A 22,261-nucleotide genomic window follows, 5' to 3' on the forward strand; every position below is an offset into this window, starting at 1 on the left:
CAGAGGGAGACAAAGCGATGATACTGCTAAAAGGGCAAAAAACGGACGTAACCAAGGGAAGAAACGTGGCTGAACTGGTTCTGCACTTTGGGTGGACAACGGCGAATGCCGCCATGGGCATAGATGCAGCCGCGTTTCTATTATCGGACCGCGGTCGCTGCGAGCGTGACGAGGATTTTATTTTTTATGGCAATCCGCTAACGCGCGACGGGGCTTTGATGCATGCCGAATCAACAGACAAGGGAGCGAAGGAAGCCATTAAGATTGTTTTAAACCGAGTGTCCGGGCAAGTGTCGAAGATCTCTTTTACCTTGACAATACACGAAGGCGAACGGTCCGGCCACTACATGCAGGACGTATCTGGGTTATATGTTCAGCTGACGAACTCGGTTACCGGTGAAGAGATATTTAGATACGAATACGGCGGAGATCTGACGAAAGAGACGGCTATCGTGATTGGCGAGCTATACAGGCATAATGGAGAGTGGAAGTTCAGCGCTATCGGAAGCGGCTTCTATGGCGGGCTCGCCGCTTTATGTAGAAGCTTCGGCTTAGAGGTGGAGGCACCAGCTGACACGCTGGAAGCAGCGGCAGCCGTTGAGACGGCGATTCCGTCCACTATCGATTTGCGCAAAAAAGCGGTTCAATTCACGCTCGAGAAAAAGAAGCTGACCGGCGTCGTAGCCAGAGTAGGGATCGTCCTCGATATTACCGGGTCGATGCAGCCTTTGTACCGAAACGGCACTGTTCAGGAGGTCGTCGAACGGATTCTAGCGGTTGCGACCCAATTCGACGACAATAAGTCGCTTGACGTGTGGGTATACGATACGGAATTCAGCCGGCTTCCTTCGGTAACAGAGCGGGAGCTAGGCCGCTATGTGGAGACGCATATATTGAATAATAATGCGATTCATAAGTTCGGACGGAACAACGAGCCGCCCGTCATGGAGGATGTAATTCGCAAGTATACGGAGGAAGAAGACTCCCAGAACCCCGTATTCCTGATATTCATAAATGACGGCGGCGTCGTAAAGCAGATTAAGAAGGTTATCACCTCCGCTTCCGTATTGCCGATCTTCTGGCAGTTCGTCGGCATCGGTCAGTCGGATTTCGAGGTGCTGAAGAAGCTGGACACGATGGAGGGGCGGGTCGTAGATAACGCCAACTTCATCCATTTGGACGCGATCGAGAAGGTGTCGGACGAAGAGCTCTACGATCGGCTGCTGAATGAATTTCCTTCCTGGCTGAAGGAAGCAAAACAGAAGCGAATCATCCGATAAAGTGAATTTCTGAATGATGGCAGCTGTTCGTCTTTTCATGAAAGAAATAATGCGGTAGGTTATCGCACTCTCCCATCCGTTCAGGCTGAGCTTTCAACATATCTTTCTTTTTTATCTCACTATTTCCAACAACTAAGGGGCTTCTTAATCTATTTTCTGAGCAAAGGGGAGAGTGTGATAAAGCGGAAATAAGCAAGGGCAGTAATCAGAGCAGTATTGATATTTGAAGAGGCTGCACGTTTAAAAAGTGAAGAGGATATCCCATAAGTTTCTTGATGGGATATCCTCCTGTGCATGCGGATGGACGTTAGGCGTCGGGGCGGGCGTATTTGCTGCGGTATTGGCCCGGCGTTATGTCCTCTTGCTTGCGGAACGCCCGTATGAAATTTTGGGAATTGGTGAAATTCAGCCGCTCGGCGATATCCTTGACGGACATGTCCGTCTCGATTAGCCATTTGGTCGCCAGCTTGAGGCGGTATTGCGACAAGTAATCGCTGAAGGTCATGTCCGTCTCTTTCTTGAAGACGCTGCTTAAGTAGAAAACGTTGTAATGGAGCCGGGATGCGCATTCCTCAAGCGTGATGGCCGTATCGTACTCGCGATGGATAATTTCGATGATTTGCTCCGAAATATTTTGGTATTGGGATTGCTGGCGATCGCGGAAGACGGCGATCAACGGCCCGATAATGCGTCTCTGGAACCAATCCTCGATTTCCGAAGGAACATATAATTGCATCAGCTCTTCGTAGAGCGACGCTTCCCTGGCATTCAGCTTGTCCAGCTGAACGCCTCCTTCTTGCATGACGACCATCAGGTCGTTAAGCAGCCTAATGAGCGATATTTGATATTCTTGCGGCGAACGGTCCTTCAATAACACCTCACTCAGCCATTCCTTGAGCAGCTCGCGGGCACGGGTCTCTTCCGTAAGCTTGATGGCGTCGATCAACTCGTTATGCAGCTGAGAGGGATAGAAATAAACGCGCGTATGATTGCCTTCGTTCAAGCTTGAGTAGGGAATAATAACTCCTTTGCCGAGCTTGAGCCGATGCTTCAGCGCTTCCAGACCTTCCCGATAAGCGCGCGCGGTTTGCCTCGGGTTACGGAACGGCAGGCTTATTCCGATGCTGACGTCGAGCTGCAAGTAGAGCTTCATGCTCTCTTTGATCTGTTCGGTCAAATTATAAATATAGTTATGGAATTCATCTATAGTCATTTGGCCGCTGCCGATAAGCGTTGCCTGAGTCTGATCGATAATGACAGGGTGCAGGCGGTTGGCTGGCGGAACGGTATCTTCAATTATATTCGTAATGGCGAACAGCAGCAGATCCAAATCTTTTTGCTCATAACGGGTATCGTTCAAAATATCGATCTGGAGCGTCAATACCGCCATATGCTCCCAAGAGGATGTTTGCTCCTCATAGCCGAAAAGCTTGATTTTCTCTTCGATTTCCGCCGGTTGGAGCTGTCCTTGGAACATTTTAAGCAAGAAATAGGTTCGGACCTGCCGGCTGTTCTGGTTAACCTCATGGCGCAAATTGGCGTTCGAGTGAAACAGCTCGCGAATATGCTCGTCGATGACTTGAAGCTCGTTTTTATTTTGCGCGCGAATATCGGGCAACCGACCGGCGACATTCTCGAAAATGGAACGAATAGGCGAGTAAACCTTGCGGCTGCCTTGCCATACAAGTAGAACGGCAATCAAAATAATGAATAGGCAAACATAAAACGTAAACCAGCCGATCGACCGCGCTTCCTTGTTGAATTCGGTTAGATCGGTGAACGAAGCATAGGTCCACCCGTTAAAATCGGAGCGAACGTAAGTGATGGACGTCATTTCGTTCTGGAATTGGCCGGCGCGTCCGGAAAACTTCGTTAACTCGGACTCTTCTACATAACCGCTCGCCGTCAGTAAAGTGCCAATCTTGGAACGGTCGTTATGCACGATAATCCGATAATTCTCGTCCATCACCATGACCTCGCGCGAATCGTTTGGTTTGTCGATCATGGCTGAGAGATTGCAGCTTGGAATGGTAGCGATGGCAGCACCGCGCTTGTCGGACGTATGGAGCGGCATTTTCTTCACGAGCGCGAGCGTATGCGGACAGCCGTAGCTTTGGGTATCGCTTGAGCCGAAGTCGCCGGTCGCGAGCATCGTCCAGTATGAGCTCTTGCCCGGCTGGTCGATTAATGTAGTAATATGATTGTTGGAAGCGTATTCATCGAACGGGTAGAGACCCCGATTATTAATCACCCAATTGGATGCCGAATTGGCGATGATGACATCCGTTACCCGCGTATCGGGCGATTGCAGCAGGCTTAGCTCCTCTTTCAACTGGTTATACAGCTGAAAGTCCTTATAGGTAATCGGACGGTATAACGCTTCTTGCAGTTGATTCGTATTGATGACATAGTTAAGCGTATAATCGATCGTACGAAGCACCTGCTCCATGTTGCCGTTCAGCTGGTTCATGATTTGAATGCTGCTTTCATTCACATGGCGCTGGATAGCGTCGGAGGATTTCATGGAAGAGAAAAATCCTAAAGCCGTCAAAGGGACAATGCTGATTAAGCATCCGAACAGGAGCAATTTCGTATAGAGGCTATGCTTCATCGACATTTCCAGCCTTTCCGCTCATAGATTCTACCATTTTAACATATTCGTTATATTTCGGCATTGGGAGGCTGAAAATATGAAAATAGTGATTAGAACGCTTCTTATTCCACTCCTTTTCGCCTTGTTCGTATCCGGCTGCGCTACGGCTGGAGGCAGCAATATCACGCAGGAGCGCAATACCTTCGAAAGCGGAGGCAAAGCGATTACGATTCTTGCTAATTTGCATACAACCATTGTCCCTTCCGATCGAATCGAGACGATGATCGAGGAACGAACGGGGTCCCAGTTAATTATTCAATGGGTACCGGATGGAAGCTATGAAGAGAAGGTCAACGCCGCTCTTGCGACGGAAACGTTGCCGCAGGCGGTTTTTTTAAAGAACGGGGCATCGTTGTTAACGTTCCGAAGCGCGATCCGCAACGGGCAGTTTTGGGAGATAGGCCCGCTGCTGAGCGATTATCCGAATTTAAGCAGGCTTAAACAAGAGGTGCTGGACAATACGTCGGTAGACGGCAAAATATACGGCTTGTACCAGGAACGGCCGCTGTCGAGGCAGGGAATCATTTATCGCAAGGATTGGGCGGACAGGCTGGGTCTCGCAGCTCCTGCTTCGGTAGAAGAACTGTATACGATGATCGAGAGATTCACGAATGGGGATCCCGATGGCAATGGGATTCAGGATACGATAGGGTTAACGGACCGCAACGATCTCATATACGGCGCCTTCAAGACGATAAGCTCCTATTTCGGCACGCCTAACGGCTGGGGAGAGAAGGATGGAAGGGTGCTTCCCGAATTCATGTTTCCGGAGTATAAGGACACGATGGATTTTTTACGCAGGCTGCATCGGGAAGGCTTGATGAATGCGGCGTTTCCGGTTACCGGCAAGACCGATCAGCAGGAGCTATTTATTCAAGGAAAGGCGGGCGTATATATCGGAGCGCTTGGTGATGCGGTCAGCCTGCATGCGAAGTTGTCGGAACTAGAGCCTTTGGCGGAGCTTGACGCCCAGAACCGTGTTCGAGGGCCCAAAGGTTATGGCGTATGGTCTACGCCCGGGTACGGCTCGGTCGTTCTGTTTCCGAAATCGGCTATCGATACGGAAGAGAAGCTGAGAGAGGTGTTGGCTTTCTTCGATCGTTTGATGGAGCCCGATTTAGCCAATTTGGTTTATTGGGGCATCGAAGGCGAGCATTATGAACTGGCGGAAGGCAAAGCCGAGCCAATCACCGATTACGTGAAGCTGAACAATGAGGTTAGGCCGTATTTGGCGCTGCTGGTCGGCGGAGATCGTTCCATTCCCGAAATGCTGGACGTCGGCATGTCTTTGCCGGTGAGGGCAAAGGCCGAAAAGCTCGTGAAGGATAACGAAAACATCCTTATCCACGATCCGACCGTATCGCTCGATTCCGCCACCTATAACGATAAGGGCGAGAGGCTGCTCGAATTTATCGCCGACGCTACCTACCATTATATTTTGGGCGATATCGACGCTGCCGGGTTTGACTCGGCAGTCGGCAAGTGGCGGCAAGAGGGCGGAGATCAAATGATCGAGGAGTTTACGCAAGCTTACAAACGGAAGCAAGCTGCCGGTTCATAGATGAACGAATGGGAAGTCCTGCCAGAGCTTAGCCAGCTCATGGCAGGGCTTTTTTTTGGATGATCAGCATAATCTTTGGATTTGCTTCAGTGCTTCCGCAGTCGTCCGAAAGCCGCATGGCATGCCGGATTGCACCGTCAAATCCCGGGATTATATTCGGAATGGAGGGTCATGGTCTATGCTCGGATTGCAAGGCCAGCACAAACAAAAATTGGAGGTCGAACGATGAATACGGTTATGAAACGGAAAGGCGTTATTTTGGCTGCGGCGCTATCGATGACGCTTGCGGCAGGCTGCGGCAACAACAATGCGGGCAACGATAAGAACGATCAGGGCGCGAAGCCGACTGACGGCGCGCAAGCAACGGACAAACAGACAGAGAAGCCGGCAGAGCCGTTCAAGCTATCCATCATGCTGGATCTGCACGAGCCGGAGGTTCCGTCGGATAAAATCGAAAAAATGCTGGAGGATATTTCGAATACGGAGCTCGATATTCAGTGGGTGCCGGACGGAAGCTACGACGATAAGATGAACGCTTCTTTCGCAACGGGGTCTCTGCCGCAAGCGGTTCAATTAAAAAACGCGGCTTCCCTGAACTTGTTCCGCGATGCGATCAAGGACGGCCAGTTCTGGGAAATCGGACCGCTGCTCGAGTCTTATCCGAATTTGTCCAAGCTTAATAAGGATGTACTGAACAACACGTCGGTCGGCGGCAAAATTTACGCGTTATACCGTGAAAACGCGCTTTCGCGCCAAGGCGTTATTTTCCGCAAGGATTGGGCCGATAAAGTGGGGCTTGCCGCTCCGACAACGATCGATGAGCTTTACAACTTAATGAAAGCATTCAAGGAACAAGATCCGGACGGTAACGGCAAGGATGATACGTTCGGCTTAACGGACCGCAGCGATCTGATCTACGGAGCGTTCAAGACGGTCAGCTCGTACTTCGGCACGCCGAACAACTGGGGCGAGAAGGATGGCAAGCTGGCTCCCGAATTCATGTTCCCCGAATATATCGAAACGATGAATTTTTTCAAAAAGCTGCACCAGGAAGGTCTTATCAATCAGGATTTCCCGGTAACGTCCAAGAACGACCAGCAAAGCTTGTTCGCCAGCGGCAAAGCCGGCGTCTACATCGGCGCGATGGGTGACGTGCAAAGCTTGACGGATAAGGTAAAGGAAGTGAACGCAAGCGGAGAGCTGGACATCCAAAACCGCATCGAGGGACCAAAAGGTACCGGAATATGGTCGACCGGAGGATACGGCTCGGTATTCCTGTTCCCGAAAAGCGCGATCAAATCGGAAGACGAACTGAAGCAGGTGCTTAGCTTCTTCGATCATATGATGTCGCCGGTAGCGGCGAACCTCATCCAGTGGGGTATCGAGGGCGAGCATCATAAGATCGATGGCGGAAGCGCTATTCCGACGGAAGATACCGATCTGACCAACCGCGAAGTAAAGCCTTACCTGTCTCTGCAAATCGGCGGACAAGGCACGATCGAGGAACTGCTCGATCCGAAGTTCCCGATGCCGGTCAAAGCCAAATCCGAGGAGCTTATTAAAGATAACGAAAACATTTTGATCGACGATCCGACGCTCTCGCTGGAGTCGAAGACGAATATCGAGAAAGGCGAAAGACTGCAAGAAATCGTTAAGGACGCGACTTACAAGTACATGATGGGCGATATCGACGAGGCTGGCTTCCAGAAAGCGGTAGACAAATGGCTGAAGGACGGCGGACAGGCGATTATCGACGAGTACAACGCGTAATGAGATCCGAGTGAGGCAGGCTGCCGATCAGGGCAAACCGGACGTCGTCCGGCAGGATGCGCCGGCTCCAGATCGCGCAGCCGTCTCAATCTTTGGCAAAGAAAGGATGGAATAAGGATGAAGGCTGCAACAGTCAAGACCGCTTCGATTACGGCTGCGGCCGAAAAACGAACAACGGGCAAGTGGGGACGGATGTGGAAGGATCGGACGCTTTACCTGATGATTATTCCGGGTCTCTTGTTTTTCGTTATATTCAAGTACTTGCCGATGGGCGGCATTGTTATCGCCTTTCAGGATTACAAGCCTTACGAAGGGCTTATGAAGAGCGAATGGGTCGGCTTCGAGCATTTCGAGCGGCTGTTCAGCGAGCCCGATTTTTTGATCATTCTTAGCAATACGCTCATTTTATTCGCCATGAATTTGCTGTTTTTCTTTCCTATACCGATTATTCTTGCCTTAATGCTTAATGAAGTGAGGCATTCGTTCTTCAAAAGGTTCGTTCAGACCGTCGTTTATATCCCGCACTTCATGTCGTGGGTAATCATCGTATCGATTTCTTTCATTATGCTGTCCATGGACAGGGGCCTTATTAATGAGCTGCTCGCCTGGATGGGCTTCGAGAAGATCAATTTTCTGATGAGCAATGAATGGTTTCGGCCGATGTACGTGCTTCAGATCATTTGGCGCGAGGCCGGATGGGGTACGATTATTTATTTGGCGGCGATGGCCGCGATCGATCCGCAGCTTTACGAAGCTGCGCGCATGGACGGCGCGAACCGCCTGCGCCAAATTTGGCATATCACGCTCCCGTCGATCCGAAGCGTTATCATCGTGCTGCTCATCTTGAAAATCGGCGACGTTCTGGAGCTTGGCTTCGAACATATTTTCCTTCTGCTTAATTCGATGAATCAGGAAGTGGCGGAAATTTTCGATACGTATGTGTATACGGCAGGCTTGAAGCAAGGGGAATACAGCTTCAGCACGGCTGTCGGATTTTTCAAATCGATCGTTGGCCTCGTCCTCATTATGGGCGCGAACTGGATCGCGAAGAAAGCCGGAGAAGACGGGGTTTATTAATCGAAAGGGGGTGCGCAGCCTATGCTGCAGGATAAATCGATCGGAGGACGGCTGTTCGACGCCGTCAATTACACACTGCTGTTCATTCTATCAGCCATTACGATATTGCCTTTCATTCATGTCATCGCGGGCTCCTTCACGACGGTAGGCGAGCTTGCCCGCAAGCAATTCGTCATTATTCCTACCGTATGGTCGCTCGAAGCCTATAAGTTCATATTTTCGACGGATGTCATCTTCAAGGCGCTGAGCGTTTCGGTTGGCGTCACTTTATTCGGCACGCTGTTCAGCATGCTGTTGACCGCGCTAATGGCATACGGCTTATCGAAGCCGCATTTACTTGGAAGAAGCGCGATAATGTTCATCGTCGTGTTCACGATGCTGTTCAACGGCGGCCTTATTCCGAGCTTCCTCGTCGTCAAGGAGATGGGGTTAATCGACAGCTACGCGGCACTCGTCGTACCGACCGCTATTAATGCGTTTAATTTGATCATTATGCGCAATTTCTTTCAGAACCTGCCCGACGGGCTGGAGGAATCGGCCAAAATCGACGGCGCGGGCTATTGGGGCATATTTACGAAAATCGTCATTCCGCTGTCCATCCCGGCCGTCGCAACGATTTCGTTGTTTTATGCGGTTACGTATTGGAACACGTATCTCCCGGCCATTCTTTATTTGGATGATGCGGCCAAGTGGCCGGTACAGGTCATTTTGCGGCAAATCGTCGTATTGGCCAGCGGCCTTGCGGGCGACACTTCGGACTTCGGAAACGACTATGTCGCGCCTCCGGCGCAAACGATCAAGATGGCGGTCATCGTCGTCGCGACCGTGCCGATCTTGATCGTCTACCCGTTTCTGCAGAAACATTTCGCCAAGGGCGCGCTGATCGGGTCGATCAAAGGATAAGCTGAAATCGCATAAAAAAAGGAGCTGGAAAGCGTATGAACCGGATAATGTCCATCACGGACAAGGAGTCGACGGCGCCGCTGGAATGGGCGCAGGCGGCCTGCGATTCGATCGTCGCCCGCTATTCGCCGGAGCAACTGCCGCCGGCGGGCAGATGGCACTATCATCAGGGTATTTTTTTGCATGGCATGCTTCAGGTGTGGAGCAAAGGCGGCAATGATGCTTACTACGATTATGCAAAACGTTATGCCGACGGTTTAATCGACGATTGCGGCAATTTGCTGTTTGCAAGAGACGAGCTGGATGCCATTATGCCGGGGCTGCTGCTGTTTCCTTTGGAAGAGAAAAGCGGCGATGCGCGGTATCGCCAGGCGGCGAACAGATTGCGCGGTCTATTCGGGTCGCTTAACCGAACGTCCGAAGGAGCATTCTGGCATAAAGACAAGTACCCTCGCCAAATGTGGTTGGACGGCTTATATATGGGAGGCGTCTTCGCCCTTGAATATGCGAAGCGGTACGAGAACGACGGCGGGCTGGTCGATATGGTCGTAAAGTGGGAGCGCCTTATGCGGAAGCATATGACCGACGAGAAGACGGGCTTGCTGTTCCATGCATGGGATGAAATCCGCAGCTTTCCTTGGGCGAACCCGGAGACGGGCTGCTCGCCGGAGCTATGGGGACGGTCGCTCGGCTGGTACGGCATGGCGCTTGCCGACTTTCTGGACTGCTTGCCCGCCGAGCACCCGGCGGCTGCCCAATGGCGAGAGACGCTCGGTCGATTCGTTCGGGCGCTGCTGCCTTTTCAAGACGAGACTAGCGGACTATGGTTCCAGATCGTGGATAAGGGGGACCGGGCGGACAATTGGCTGGAAACGTCATGCACGAGTTTATTCGTCTACGCGATAGCCAAAGCGGCGAAACACGGCTGTCTCGCGGAAGCCGAGATCGCCGCGGCAAGAAGAGGCTATAAAGGATTGATAGAGAGATTGAAACACGACGAACGAGGCATAATCGTTCCGGATATTTGTATCGGCACATCCGCGGGTGAATACGATTACTACGTTGCCCGGCCGGTAAGCGAGAACGACTTGCATGGCGTCGGAGCATTCGTCTTGGCTTGCGCGGGGATGGACGAATTAGGCATGCGCGGCGGGGAGGAGCGGCTCTAAATGGAAACGAAAGATGCGTTCCGCAATCCGATATTGACGGGCTTTTACCCCGATCCTTCCATATGCCGGGCAGGCGACGATTATTACATGGTGACGTCCAGCTTCGAGTATTATCCGGGCGTACCGTTGTTTCATAGCAAGGATCTCGTCCACTGGCGGCAGCTGGGCCATGTGCTCGACCGTCCTTCCCAGCTCGATCTGGACGGCACGCCATGCTCGAAAGGGATCTATGCGGCGACCATCCGCTACCATGCAGGCATGTTCTATATGATTACGACGTTCGTCGTCAGTCAAACGGGTGCGCGTCGCAACTTCTACGTGACGTCCGCGGACCCGGCCGGCGATTGGTCGGATCCGGTCTGGATGCCGGACGCGCCGGGCATCGACAGCTCGTTCTTCTTCGACGACGACGGCAAAGCGTATGTGACCGCCAACCGCGTTCCGCCCGAAGGGCAGCAATATCCGAAGCATATGGAAATATGGCTGCAGCAATACGATCTGGAACGCAGGACGATGATCGGCGACAAGTTCAGCCTCTGGGACGGCGCGCTTAAGTATGCGCACGCGCAGGAGGGACCGCATATTTACAAGCGGGACGGCTATTATTATTTGCTCATCTCCGAAGGCGGGACCGGCTTTACCCATGCGGTGACCGTAGCCAGAAGCGAACGTTTAACCGGACCGTACGAGGGCTGCAAAGCGAATCCGATCTTGACGCATCGCCATCTGGGGCAAAGCAGCGGCATCGTCAACGTCGGCCATGCCGATCTTGTGGAAACGCAGGCAGGCGAATGGTGGATGGTATGCCTTGCATCACGACCATTCGGCGGCCCCTACCGCAATCTAGGCCGGGAAACGTTTCTCGTGCCGGTCGCTTGGGAGGATGGCTGGCCGGTCGTCAACCCCGGCAAGGGGATCGTCGAGATGGAGTCGCGGCGGCCTGCTCTGCCGGAGCATCGCTACCCAAGCTTGCCGGCATGCGACCACTTCGACCGCGAGGTGCTGGACGACAGATGGAATTACATCAGGACGCCTAGAGGAGAGTTTCTAAGCTTGACGGAGCGGCAGGGCTATTTGCGGCTTCGGCTGAAGCCGGAGTCCATTGCGAGGGCGGAAAATCCGAGCTTCATCGGACGTCGTCAGCAGCATATGCGATTCGCGGCACGAACGGTTATGGAATTCGCTCCTGCCGCTAATGGAGAGGCTGCGGGGCTTGTCCTGCTGCAAAACCATGATTTTCAGCTGCGTGCCGAATACGGCATGGTGGACGGAATGACCGCTGTAAGACTTATCGAGCGGCGGGACGGAATCGAGAGATTCATAGCCGAGCGGGCTTGCGAAGCTGGCAAGCTTTATTTGAAAGTAGAAGCAGACGGACAGCTCTATCGTTTCGACTATGCAAAGCAGGCGGAGCAGTGGGAGATACTCGCGGCGGATGTAGACGGCAGGCTGTTAAGCTCGGATGTTGCCGGCGGCTTCGTCGGCGCGTATATCGGTCTCTACGCGACGTCGTGCGGCGAGCGTTCGAGTGCAGATCGATATGCCGACTTTGATTGGTTCGAATATAAGGGGGAAGAAGTATGAACGCAGCCGGGAAGCAAAAGCAGAGCCCATGGGTATCCGATCAAGGGGACGGAACCTACCGCAATCCGGTGCTCCATGCCGATTACTCGGATCCCGACGTCATACGCGTCGGAGACGATTTCTATATGACGGCCTCCAGCTTCAGCCATTTTCCGGGACTGCCGATCCTGCATTCGCGGGATCTTGTCAATTGGACGCTTATCAATCATGCCGTTCAAAAGATGGATTTGCCCGGCTTCGACCGGCCGCAGCACGGCAATGGCATATGGGCGCCGAGCATAAGGTGCCATGCGGGCAAGTACTGGATCTTCTACGGCGACCCCGACGTCGGCATCTTCATGACGACGGCCAAGCATCCTGGCGAGGAATGGACGAAACCGCTTCTCATGCAGGAAGGGAAAGGTTTAATTGATCCGTGCCCATTATGGGATGAGGATGGCAAAGCCTATCTGGTTCATGCGTTCGCGAACAGCCGCAGCGGAATAAAGCATGTATTGCGATTATGCGAGATGGCGGCGGACGGCAGCCGCTTGCTTGGCGAAGGGCGAATCGTCTTCGACGGCACGGAGAACCACCCGACGATGGAAGGGCCGAAGATGTACAAACGGAACGGCTATTATTATATTTTCGCTCCGGCGGGGGGCGTTAGGACAGGCTGGCAAACGGTGCTTCGGTCAAGCTCCCCGTACGGACCTTATGAGGATAAGGTTGTGCTGCACCAAGGCGACAGCGACGTTAACGGCCCGCATCAGGGCGGATGGGTAGAGCTGGAATCAGGCGAATCATGGTTTCTGCATTTTCAGGATAAAGAAGCTTACGGCCGCATCGTCCATTTGCAGCCCGTTTCGTGGGTGGAGGATTGGCCGATGATGGGCGAGGATCGCAACGGGGACGGCATCGGCGAACCCGTTAACCGGTATCGGAAGCCGAATGTAGAAGTTGGCGGAGCATCGCCGGCATGTCCTGAGACGACCGATGAGTTCGACGGGATGGCGCTTGGACTGCAGTGGCAGTGGCAGGCTAATCCGGTTGAGAGCTGGTATACGCCGGGCATGCGGGCCAGTCATCTGCGGTTGCATGCGTGGCCTGTTCCGCCGGAAAGCGGCAAGTCGCTGTATGCGGTGCCTCAATTGCTGATGCAGAAGTTTCCCGCCGAGGCGTTCGATGCGAGCGTGAAGCTTTCTTGCTGCAGCCTTTCTGCTCGGGACAAAGCGGGCCTCGTTATTTTCGGCTTCAAGCATGCAAGCTTCTATGTCACTCGCGATGAGCAAGGCGAGCTGGCGCTTGGATACTCCGAAGGGGACGAAAGTGCGGAATCGGTATTATGGCACAATCGGATCGGCTTGGAAGAAGGAGAAGTGTGGCTGAGCGTATCCATTCGTTCCGGGGCTATGTGCGAATTTAGCTATAGCGTGAACGGGGAGAGCTTCCAGCCGATCGGCGAGAGGCCGTTCGCCGCGACGGAAAGTCGCTGGGTAGGGGCGAAAGTTGGAATCTTCGCCATTCATGAAGGCCGGGAGGAGCGGGGAGGTTATGCGGACTTCGATTGGTTTCGCGTAACGGAGCCGAAGCAAGTCGAGAAGGTCAGCTTGGAAGCAGGGGGGCGGCAGGCATGAGCCGGGAAGAACTTGCTTATAAGGGAGCGGCTAATAACGATGAGGCGGAATTTCCGGCGGTTATGCTGCCGAACATCCCCGGTCGGATCTTCGATATTACGTTATACGGTGCAATAGGGGACGGATTAACGGATAACACGGACGCCATCGAGCGGGCTATCGAAGCTTGCTCTGCGGCGGAAGGCGGACGCGTTCTTATACCGGCCGGGATTTGGTTGACCGGTCCGATAGTCCTTCGAAGCAAGATCGAGTTGCATGCGGCTGCCGGCGCGCTCATTTCGTTCAGCCGCCAATTCGAGAGCTATCCATTGGCGGTTTCGTGATCGGCAGCGAAATGTATAGCCTCATTTTCAAACGGGCTAGACATAGAACAGCAGCCGGTTGGCCGAAGAATTGCGGAATTCCGTCGGGGTCAGGTTCGTCATTTGCTTGAACGACTTCATGAAATGCTGGCTGTCGTGGTAGCCGAGCTGCAGCGCGATTTCATTGATCGTGCGGTTCGTGTCCGTCAGCAGGAAGGAGGCGGCTTCGATCTTCTGCTGCATGATATATTGCTTGAGCGACACGCCGGCGATTGTCGAGAACAGATGGGACAAGTATTTGGAATTGTAACCGAAATGATCGGCGATCTGCGAGACCTTCAGCTGTTCGAACCGATTCCACGTCATATAATCGACGATATCATTGTATAGCTGAAGTTGCTTCAGCTTCTTGTTCGGCGCGTTTTTGGACAAGTAGGCTTGGTTATAGAGCTCGCACAGGATGCTTGTTGCCATATAATTGTTCAATGTCTGATCCTGATAGCTTCGCACGGAATCCTGCAGCTGCTTCATCAGAACGACGATTTTGTCGTTATTGAGCGTGCCTTGGCGAGGGATGATAATACTTCCCATCTCGGGAGCATAGGACTCGACATCGCAGCAACCCGTAAGGGAGTCATCCACCGTGAAATGCATCCAATAAAAGCTGCAATCCGACTTCCGGTAGCCAAATTGCTTGGTGCGGGGCGGCATGAGAAGAAAATCGCCTTCCTGAAGCACATGCTGCTCCTCTTCGTCCGCAATATATAATTGCCCCTTCGTCTGCACGAACAGCTCGTAATCCGTAAGGATCCTGCTCATATGAATCCAATCGGAAGACGGAGAGACGAACTTGCCCGTCATCTTCAAGGCTAGCGGTTTTTCCACGTTAAGCTTATATCCGAGCATTCGACGCTTCACCTTCCTTATCTAACCTTTTCACACTTTATTAAACGTGTCATTAATAGGATAACAGGCGTTATGAGCTATAACAACCCTATAGTTTAATGTTTTTGTCTGAGAGAGGCGCACATAAAGATCTGACTTTTTTACACTAATTCGAACGTTTCGCCACTTATCTTGCACGCCGTATAACGCTATTCTGTAGATAGCAATGAGAGCGCTATATTAACGGTATACGGAAGGTGGATTTGTTATGAACATACAAGAAGCGGCGCTGCAACGGGACGATTTGCTGGACTTCGGGCTCGAGAGGGTGGTGCTGACGGGAGCTTATCACGTCAATGCCTTTGCGAAAGAGCTCGATTATTTGAAGAGCTATAACATCGACCGCCTGTTGGCCGGTTTTCGTTCGAATCGGGGGCTTGAGCCTAAAGCCGAGATTTATCCGGGATGGGAAAATACGGAGATTCGCGGGCATACGCTTGGACATTACTTGACGGCGCTGTCGCAAGCCTATGCGAATACGAAAGATCCCGTACTGCTGGAGAAGCTTGCCTATTTGTCATCCGAGCTGGCACAATGCCAATTCGATGACGGATACTTGTCGGCGTTCCCCGAGAAGCTGATCGACAATGTCGAGAACAGGCAGCCGGCCTGGGTGCCATGGTATACGATGCACAAGATCATCGCGGGTCTGATCTCCGTCTATCGGGCTACGGGGTCCAAGGTTGCCTTAGATACCGTCGTCCGGTTAGGCGATTGGGTGGCCTCGCGCACGTCGCGTTGGTCGGATGAGCTGCAGGCAACGGTGCTTGCGGTGGAATACGGCGGAATGAATGATTGCTTATATGACCTGTACAAAATAACGGGCGACGCGAAGCATCTGGACGCAGCGCATAAGTTCGACGAACTGCCCTTGTTCGAAGCGACCGCGCAAGGCCGGGATATTCTGAAAGGCAAACACGCCAATACGACGATTCCGAAGTTTCTTGGCGCATTGAACCGTTATCTGGCGCTTGGCGAGAGCGAAGTCTTTTATCTGGAGGCGGCGAAGCAGTTCTGGGATATCGTCGTTTACAACCATAGCTATATGACGGGCGGCAATAGCGAGTCGGAGCACTTCGGCGAGCCGAATATACTGAACGGCAAGCGAACGGATGTTACGTGCGAAACCTGCAACAGCTACAATATGCTCAAGCTGACCCGCGAGCTGTTCAAGCTGACGAAGGATCGGAAGTATGCCGATTTCTACGAGACGAACTACGTGAACGCGATCCTCTCCTCGCAAAATCCGGAGACGGGCATGACGATGTACTTCCAGCCGATGGCGACGGGTTATTTCAAAATATACAGCTCGCCGTTCGAGCATTTCTGGTGCTGCACGGGCACGGGGATGGAAAGTTTCACGAAGCTGAACGACAGCATCTACTTCCATAAAGGAAACGAGCTGTTCGTGAATCAATATGTGAGCTCGACGCTGCAATGGAGCGAGCAGGGCGTGCGGATTACGCAATATTCGGGCATACCGGAGAGCGATCAAACGACGTTTACAGTGGAAATCGAAGACGGACAAGCGAAGCCGCTCAAACTGAGTCTCCGCGTACCCTATTGGGTTAGAGGCGACATTGTCGTGAAGCTGAATGGCGCTTCGGCAGCAGCCGAAGCCGTTGATGGCTTCATCGTTGTGGACAGGACATGGAGCCACGGCGACACGCTGGAGCTGACGCTTCCGATGAAGCTGATCGTCTCTCGCTTGCCGGATAACCGGAACGTCGTAGGCTTCCAATACGGTCCGGTTGTACTGAGCGCAGCGCTTGGAACGGAGGATATGACGCAAGCTTCGACAGGCATTATGGTTCGCGTCCCGACGCGCAGGATGCTCGTCAAAGACTTTATTATCCCGACGGACATGACGCCTGAAGAGTGGCTGGAAGGCGCCGGGCAGCATGTCGTCAAAGATGCGGATTCCTTGACGTTCAGACTTCGGAATACCGATGAGGACGATCGACTGATCTTCACCCCTCATTACAAGCAGCACCATGAACGTTACGGCATCTACTGGAACATCGTCGAGGCGGGTTCCGATGAGCTGAAGCGGCATTTGAAGCGGGGCAGATGGGAGCAGCTCGTGAAGGATGCTACGATCGACAGCGTCCAAGTCGGCAACGATCAATACGAGCTCCAGCATGAAATCAAGGGGGAGGAGACGTTCAGCGGCGCATGGGACGGTCAGAACGGCAGGCTGGCGCATGGCGGCGGCTGGTTCAGCTACAAGCTGAACGTCGATCCGGCGGGCGACAATGTGCTGCAAGTGATGTACTTCGGCCACAATCGCGACCGCGTCATGAATATTTATGTGGATGATCAATTGTTTGTCAGCGAGAGATCCGGTCCCGAATGGTGGCGGCGCGAATTCGATACGAAGCATTACCCGATCCCGGCCGAGCTTATCGGAGGCAAGAGCCAAGTAGAGATCAAGTTCGTGCCGGAAGAGCAGACGAACGGCATCTATGGGATATTGCGTACGATGAAGCCGATAGAGGAATAGGCATACGATAAGACCGCAGGGAGCTCAGCTCCATGCGGTCTTTTTTATTTTGCCAACGGTGAATGCTGCATGGTAGCGTCTTCACGAAAATAATCTTCGATAAAGGCAAGAAACTTGCGGGCTGCCAGGGACAAATAGCGGTTCTCCGACCAGTAAACTCGATAGCTGCGATGGCATACGGGGGACTCGACGCGCAGCAGCGTAATGCCGGCTGCTTCGCCGCTCTTACAACCGAACATAGCTACGCCCAGACCGGCGCGAACGAGGCTGACGATAGCCGCGGGTTCATCGACTTGGCAGACGAACTTCGGCGATATGCCGGCTTTACGGAAAAAGGTTTCGTTCATTTTTTGCATGACAAACCCTTCCTTGTAACCGATAAACGGCTCGTCGCCAACCTCGCTGAGATGGATCGAACCGCGATTGGCGAAGCGGTGGTCGCGCGGGACGGCGAGATATACATCTTCCTTAAGGACGATTGCGGAGGTCAATCCCGCTTGTTCGATAGGCAATGCCGTAAAGCCGATATCGATGCTTCCGGCCCCCAGCATTCGAGCCATTTCCCCCGTCGCCGCTTGCGTGATTTGGATATTGACGTCGGGAAAATGCGCAAGAAAAGCGCCGAGCGGATCCGATAAGCGATCCAGCGTCGTCATGGCCAGTCGAATGCTGCCGTACTGCAGGCCTCCCAGGTCGGACACCTCGCGACGGCCTTCTTCAAGCAGCTCAAGCGCCGCATCCACCTTTTCCAGAAAGGTTCTGCCAAGCGCATTCAGCCTTATTTGCTTGCCGATACGATCGAATAGAGGAACGCCCAGGTCTTCCTCCAGCCTGGCAATCGTTTTGCTCAGAGCGGGCTGAGCGATTCGCAGCTCTTCGGCGGCTTTCGTCATATGCTCCATTCGGGCTACTTTCTGAAAATACCGCAATTGCAACATTTCCAATGTCTTATCCTCCTCTTATATACTGAATGGAATAAGTTATATGTTCAAAGATGTATTTTTATTTATTGATTATCGGCTATAAAATAACATTACGCAAGCGAGAATACGTCATACTTTCCCGGGAAATAGGCTTATGCAAGAGAAAGAGGGTTAGGAGAAGTGGAAATACGAGTCAAGCAGCAACAAGAGGAACGGATCATCTACATTCTCGCATCCACACTGCTCATCTCCGTCATGAGCGCAACGATGTTCAACATCGTATTGCCCGATATCGCCGAACAATTTCAGCTTTCCATCGCCCAGGTCAGTTGGGTAACGTCAGGTTATTTGCTGGTCTACGCGGTCGGGACCGTTATCTATGGCAAGCTGGCGGATACGTACGGACTGAAAAACGTGCTGACGTTTGGTTTCGCTTTGTTGGCGCTTGGCTCTCTATTCGGTTTGTTCGCTGGGGCTTATTGGATGGTTCTCCTCGGCAGGGTTATACAAGCTGCGGGAGCGGCAGTCATTCCGGCTGCGGCAAGCATCATTCCCGTACGCTATTATCCGGAAGAACATCGCGGGCGGGCATTGGGAATCGCGATGACCGGAATGTCGATCGGCAGTGCGCTTGGCCCGGTGGTTGCCGCGCTCGTGGTCAGTTCTCTTCATTGGCGATGGCTGTTCTTCATGCCGGTCCTGACCTTAATCGCGCTGCCTTATTATCGAAAATTTCTGAAAGATGAGACCGTGAAAGCCGGTCGCATCGATTGGCTCGGAGGCGGGTTGCTCGTGGGAGCGGCTGCATTGCTGCTTCTTGCCATTACGTATGAAGCTTGGTTAGCGGTTATTGGCTGTGCAGTCTTGTTCGTCTCGTTCGTCAAGCGAATCCGGTACGCGTCGGAGCCTTTTGTTCCCTTGGGATTGCTTCGCAATAAAGGATATGCGTTTGGGTTAACGCTGGCCTTCCTTGCAACGGGCATCGGGTATTCGCTTTATTTTCTGACCCCGCAGCTATTGAATCAGGTCCATCATTTGGATACGGGAATGACGGGTTTCGTGATGGTGCCGGCGGCCGCTGCGGCGGCGATATTGGGAAGGAGGGGCGGCAAGCTGGCGGATGTGAAGGGAATACCGTTTCTTTTTTTCTCTGCGTCCGCCATGTTGTTGCTCTGCTTTGCCTTAATGTCTTCATTCGCGGAACAATCGCCGATAGCGATTGCGGGTTTCCTGATCTTCGGTGTTGTTGGGCAGTCGTTCCTGTACATGGCTTTGTCCAACCAAATTTCACGGACGCTGGCGAAGGAGCGGATCGGGGTCGGAATGGGACTGCTGGCCATGTCTAATTTCATGGCCGGTGCCGTCTCGGCAAGCATATACGGAAAGATCGTGGATCAAGGGTCCGGCATGAGTTGGAATCCGATGATCATGGAACCGAAGGCATTCGTATACAGCAATCTTTATTTCGTTCTTGGGATGCTGCATATTTGCATTCTGTTGTTCTATTGGTATAAGTTCGGCAGATCGGCGAGGGATCGCATGACGATGAAAGTTTGAATATTCTAATATTTATTTTCGTGGAGGAGATTGAGATGAGAGCAGCAGCGTTTCGTTCTTACGGCGGGCCGGAAGTGATGGAAGTAATGGAGTTTCCGGATCCTCAGGCGGGTCCGGGACAAGTAAGGGTTCGCGTCAAAACGGCGGGGGTGCAGCATTACGATTGCAGTATACGGAGCGGGTGGATGCCGCCAGGGGTGAGCGACCAATTGCCGAAAATTCCGGGAAATGAATTCGCCGGCATCATCGATCAAGTTGGGGAGGACGTGGACGGGTTCGCGGTTGGCACCGAAGTGCTCGGTTTTACGTTGTTGAATGGTTATGCCGAATATGTTGTAGTCGGCGTTGACCAGATCGTAAAGAAACCTGCGAGCATGTCTTGGGAGGTAGCAGGCGGTTTGACGGGTAACGGTCAAGGCGCCTATATCGCTCTTCGGGCTATCGGCGTCGGGGAAGGAGATACCGTATTGATACATGGCGCCGCCGGCTCGCTCGGTTCTTATGCCGTGCAGCTTGCGAAGCTGTGGGGCGCGAAGACGGTCATCGGTACGGCAAGCGAAAGCAACCACGATTACGTTCGTTCCTTGGGCGCGATTCCTGTAACGTACGGAGAAGGGTTGGTCGAGCGGGTACGCGCGCTCGCTCCGGGCGGTGTGGATGCAGCCTTCGACACGGCCGGCGCCGAAGGCGTTCGGGCATCGGTCCAATTGGTGGCGGACAGAAACCGAATCTGCACATTCGTGGCTTACGACATCATCGAGGAGCTTGGCATCCCCGCTGTCCGCGGCGTTCGCTCTGCGGCCAGACTCGCCGAGCTTGCCGAGCTTCACGCCGATGGAAAGCTGCGCACGACGATACGCCAGACGTTCCCTCTTGAACAGGCCGAAGCGGCGCATCGGTTGATCGAGACCAGGCACGGCAGAGGTAAAATCGTTCTTACTATGGATTAAGGAACAAGGAGGGGATCGTCAATGAATGAGGGGAAATTGTTAATCGGCATTATTCTTGGCAGCACGAGGCAAGGCCGGCTTAGTCCGCAAGTAGGCGAATGGGTGAAAGGAATAGCGGACAAACGGGCGGATGCGGAATACGAGATCGTCGATATTCGCGAGTATCAGTTGCCGTTTTACGGGGAAGGAAGCGGCGATGAGCCGGGCCCCAAGGCATGGCAGCAGGCTATTGATCGGCTCGACGGGTATGTCTTCATCGTTCAGGAGTACAACCATAGCATAACGGGTGCCTTGAAGAATGCGCTCGACTCCGCGTACAAAGAATGGAACAACAAGGCAGCCGGAATCATTAGCTACGGCTCCGCGGGAGGCGCCCGCGCCGCAGAGCATTTGCGGGGGATATTGGGCGAATTATCGGTAGCCGATGTCCGCGCCAATCCAACCTTTTCCCTCTTCACGGATTTCGAACAGTACAAAACGTTTAAACCGTCCGACGCGCAGTTGAAAAATATGAATGCCATGTTGGACCAGGTTGTCGCGTGGAGCGGAGCTTTGAAGAGCTTGCGCAATCGTTAAGTTAGCGAAAAGACCATTAGAGCTGCCTGTGCTCGAATGGTCTTTTTTCGTACGTGACTCGCTATTTATTCTGAATATTTGTTTACCCATTCTTCCCGCCAGTCCTGGAAAGACTTCGGTTGCAGCTCTTCCAGCGTCTTGCCTTCCAGCGACCAGTAACCTCCATCCGACTTATCGCCGTGCGGAAAGGACGTTCCGCCGATGGGCACGGAATTGACCTCGTAGACATATACGTCCACTTTCCCTTTAGCGAGCGGGTGGTTCGTCACGATAAACTTTTCGATATTGACAGTCTTGCCAATATAGTCAGCGGGATCAAAGGGCATCAGCCCCCAATACATCATATAGGGAAGACGGATTAACTTCTCTTTAGTCAGCTCATAGCTTGATGATTGTCCTTCGTACGAGATGACCTTGTACCCTTTTTCTTCGATGTATGCAATGGCAGTAGAACGCTCAATCGGCAATTCGTTGCGACCGGAGCAAGCGACAAGCAGAACAAACGCCATGATCGGAATAAAAACCTTCAATTCAATCGCCCCCGTCATTTTTGTATCTCTTTTACATAACGGCTGCTTGCTGCATTAGGTTGCATGATCGTATGAAAGGCTTCGGGCCGACTAATATAAGCCTCTATTCACGGAAATATAGTCAATATAACCTATTCTAGTTCTTTGTACCTATTCACACTACTAGATTCAACACCGTATTATAGAGTTAAAGTCTCAGTTGCAACAACCAAGTGAAAAAGGCAAATCATGAGAAATCATGAGACGCAAAGCCAAGGACCTGAACCACGCTTTAGTGGAAGGCAGCCGGTTGCCACAAGGAATCATAGGCAGTTTACTATGAACCTTGTCAAAGGTTTATTTTTTTTGCCCTATATCCCGTT

At 52.7% G+C, this 22,261-nt stretch carries 17 protein-coding genes, 1 pseudogene and 1 riboswitch; of the genes and pseudogenes, 14 read left to right on the top strand and 4 right to left on the bottom strand.

Annotated elements, in window-relative coordinates:
- Window positions 1-17: 17 nt before the first annotated feature.
- Window positions 18-536 (top strand): annotated as a pseudogene (locus J2T14_RS17715) (TerD family protein); the annotation flags it as partial.
- Window positions 537-578: 42 nt separating this feature from the next.
- Window positions 579-1,280, top strand: a complete 702-nt coding sequence (locus J2T14_RS17720) for a vWA domain-containing protein (RefSeq protein ID WP_307472950.1) — start codon at window positions 579-581, stop codon at window positions 1,278-1,280.
- A gap of 307 nt (window positions 1,281-1,587) precedes the next feature.
- Here J2T14_RS17720 and J2T14_RS17725 read toward each other — a convergent pair whose 3' ends face one another.
- Entirely contained in the window at window positions 1,588-3,804 is a 2,217-nt protein-coding gene (locus tag J2T14_RS17725; protein ID WP_307472816.1) for an AraC family transcriptional regulator, read from the bottom strand.
- A gap of 166 nt (window positions 3,805-3,970) precedes the next feature.
- Between J2T14_RS17725 and J2T14_RS17730 the strand changes: the two genes are divergently transcribed.
- The 8 genes from J2T14_RS17730 (at window position 3,971) to J2T14_RS17765 (ending at window position 13,936) form a co-directional block, all read left to right on the top strand.
- Window positions 3,971-5,494 carry an extracellular solute-binding protein gene (locus J2T14_RS17730; protein WP_307472817.1) on the top strand — a complete coding sequence of 508 codons (1,524 nt, stop codon included), beginning with the start codon at window positions 3,971-3,973 and terminating at the stop codon, window positions 5,492-5,494.
- A gap of 237 nt (window positions 5,495-5,731) precedes the next feature.
- The gene (locus J2T14_RS17735) at window positions 5,732-7,264 is read left to right on the top strand and encodes an extracellular solute-binding protein (protein ID WP_373458170.1); all 1,533 of its coding nucleotides are present in this window, start codon (window positions 5,732-5,734) and stop codon (window positions 7,262-7,264) included.
- 117 nt (window positions 7,265-7,381) lie between these two features.
- Window positions 7,382-8,341, top strand: coding sequence for an ABC transporter permease (locus tag J2T14_RS17740; RefSeq protein WP_373458163.1), 960 nt, complete (start codon window positions 7,382-7,384; stop codon window positions 8,339-8,341).
- Between the two features lie 21 nt (window positions 8,342-8,362).
- Entirely contained in the window at window positions 8,363-9,244 is an 882-nt protein-coding gene (locus tag J2T14_RS17745; RefSeq protein ID WP_307472820.1) for a carbohydrate ABC transporter permease, read from the top strand.
- Between the two features lie 35 nt (window positions 9,245-9,279).
- A complete protein-coding gene (locus J2T14_RS17750; RefSeq protein ID WP_307472823.1) occupies window positions 9,280-10,413 on the top strand; it encodes a glycoside hydrolase family 88/105 protein in 1,134 nt (377 codons plus the stop codon).
- A complete protein-coding gene (locus tag J2T14_RS17755; protein ID WP_307472826.1) occupies window positions 10,414-11,997 on the top strand; it encodes a glycoside hydrolase family 43 protein in 1,584 nt (527 codons plus the stop codon).
- Window positions 11,994-13,613, top strand: a complete 1,620-nt coding sequence (locus J2T14_RS17760) for a glycoside hydrolase family 43 protein (RefSeq protein WP_307472828.1) — start codon at window positions 11,994-11,996, stop codon at window positions 13,611-13,613. Before J2T14_RS17755 ends, J2T14_RS17760 begins: the two co-directional genes overlap by 4 nt.
- Entirely contained in the window at window positions 13,610-13,936 is a 327-nt protein-coding gene (locus J2T14_RS17765; protein ID WP_373458164.1) for a glycosyl hydrolase family 28-related protein, read from the top strand. The genes J2T14_RS17760 and J2T14_RS17765 overlap by 4 nt, the downstream gene beginning before the upstream one ends.
- A gap of 36 nt (window positions 13,937-13,972) precedes the next feature.
- Here J2T14_RS17765 and J2T14_RS17770 read toward each other — a convergent pair whose 3' ends face one another.
- Window positions 13,973-14,821: an AraC family transcriptional regulator gene (locus tag J2T14_RS17770; protein ID WP_307472829.1), complete on the bottom strand. Its 849-nt coding sequence runs from the start codon at window positions 14,819-14,821 to the stop codon at window positions 13,973-13,975.
- A gap of 247 nt (window positions 14,822-15,068) precedes the next feature.
- Here J2T14_RS17770 and J2T14_RS17775 point away from each other — a divergent pair, with 247 nt between their 5' ends.
- Entirely contained in the window at window positions 15,069-17,363 is a 2,295-nt protein-coding gene (locus tag J2T14_RS17775; protein ID WP_307472832.1) for a glycoside hydrolase family 127 protein, read from the top strand.
- Between the two features lie 44 nt (window positions 17,364-17,407).
- Here the strand turns inward: J2T14_RS17775 and J2T14_RS17780 are convergent, their stop codons facing one another.
- On the bottom strand, window positions 17,408-18,307 hold the full coding sequence (locus J2T14_RS17780; RefSeq protein ID WP_307199990.1) for a LysR family transcriptional regulator: 900 nt from the start codon (window positions 18,305-18,307) through the stop codon (window positions 17,408-17,410).
- A 159-nt stretch (window positions 18,308-18,466) separates the two neighbouring features.
- Between J2T14_RS17780 and J2T14_RS17785 the strand changes: the two genes are divergently transcribed.
- The 3 genes from J2T14_RS17785 to J2T14_RS17795 are packed head-to-tail and all read left to right on the top strand — an operon-like array spanning window position 18,467 to window position 21,369.
- A complete protein-coding gene (locus J2T14_RS17785; RefSeq protein WP_307472833.1) occupies window positions 18,467-19,843 on the top strand; it encodes an MFS transporter in 1,377 nt (458 codons plus the stop codon).
- Window positions 19,844-19,878: 35 nt separating this feature from the next.
- Entirely contained in the window at window positions 19,879-20,793 is a 915-nt protein-coding gene (locus tag J2T14_RS17790; protein WP_307472836.1) for an NADP-dependent oxidoreductase, read from the top strand.
- A 21-nt stretch (window positions 20,794-20,814) separates the two neighbouring features.
- Window positions 20,815-21,369, top strand: coding sequence for an NADPH-dependent FMN reductase (locus J2T14_RS17795; RefSeq protein ID WP_307472838.1), 555 nt, complete (start codon window positions 20,815-20,817; stop codon window positions 21,367-21,369).
- Between the two features lie 65 nt (window positions 21,370-21,434).
- On the opposite strand, the gene J2T14_RS17800 is transcribed toward J2T14_RS17795, so the two are convergent.
- The gene (locus J2T14_RS17800; RefSeq protein ID WP_307472840.1) at window positions 21,435-21,917 is read right to left on the bottom strand and encodes a hypothetical protein; all 483 of its coding nucleotides are present in this window, start codon (window positions 21,915-21,917) and stop codon (window positions 21,435-21,437) included.
- A 192-nt stretch (window positions 21,918-22,109) separates the two neighbouring features.
- Window positions 22,110-22,196: riboswitch (cyclic di-GMP riboswitch) on the top strand.
- Window positions 22,197-22,261 lie beyond the last annotated feature (65 nt).

This window comes from Paenibacillus harenae (assembly GCF_030812415.1).
GTDB lineage: Bacteria > Bacillota > Bacilli > Paenibacillales > Paenibacillaceae > Pristimantibacillus > Pristimantibacillus harenae_A.

What these genes read in the sequence shown, in the direction of transcription:
- J2T14_RS17725 (WP_307472816.1), bottom strand. Translation starts at nt 3,804, where the DNA reads ATGAAATCCTCCGACGCTATCCAGCGCCATGTGAATGAAAGCAGCATT.
- J2T14_RS17730 (WP_307472817.1), top strand. Translation starts at nt 3,971, where the DNA reads ATGAAAATAGTGATTAGAACGCTTCTTATTCCACTCCTTTTCGCCTTG.
- J2T14_RS17735 (WP_373458170.1), top strand. Translation starts at nt 5,732, where the DNA reads ATGAAACGGAAAGGCGTTATTTTGGCTGCGGCGCTATCGATGACGCTT.
- J2T14_RS17740 (WP_373458163.1), top strand. Translation starts at nt 7,382, where the DNA reads ATGAAGGCTGCAACAGTCAAGACCGCTTCGATTACGGCTGCGGCCGAA.
- J2T14_RS17745 (WP_307472820.1), top strand. Translation starts at nt 8,363, where the DNA reads ATGCTGCAGGATAAATCGATCGGAGGACGGCTGTTCGACGCCGTCAAT.
- J2T14_RS17750 (WP_307472823.1), top strand. Translation starts at nt 9,280, where the DNA reads ATGAACCGGATAATGTCCATCACGGACAAGGAGTCGACGGCGCCGCTG.
- J2T14_RS17755 (WP_307472826.1), top strand. Translation starts at nt 10,414, where the DNA reads ATGGAAACGAAAGATGCGTTCCGCAATCCGATATTGACGGGCTTTTAC.
- J2T14_RS17760 (WP_307472828.1), top strand. Translation starts at nt 11,994, where the DNA reads ATGAACGCAGCCGGGAAGCAAAAGCAGAGCCCATGGGTATCCGATCAA.
- J2T14_RS17765 (WP_373458164.1), top strand. Translation starts at nt 13,610, where the DNA reads ATGAGCCGGGAAGAACTTGCTTATAAGGGAGCGGCTAATAACGATGAG.
- J2T14_RS17770 (WP_307472829.1), bottom strand. Translation starts at nt 14,821, where the DNA reads ATGCTCGGATATAAGCTTAACGTGGAAAAACCGCTAGCCTTGAAGATG.
- J2T14_RS17775 (WP_307472832.1), top strand. Translation starts at nt 15,069, where the DNA reads ATGAACATACAAGAAGCGGCGCTGCAACGGGACGATTTGCTGGACTTC.
- J2T14_RS17790 (WP_307472836.1), top strand. Translation starts at nt 19,879, where the DNA reads ATGAGAGCAGCAGCGTTTCGTTCTTACGGCGGGCCGGAAGTGATGGAA.
- J2T14_RS17795 (WP_307472838.1), top strand. Translation starts at nt 20,815, where the DNA reads ATGAATGAGGGGAAATTGTTAATCGGCATTATTCTTGGCAGCACGAGG.
- J2T14_RS17800 (WP_307472840.1), bottom strand. Translation starts at nt 21,917, where the DNA reads ATGACGGGGGCGATTGAATTGAAGGTTTTTATTCCGATCATGGCGTTT.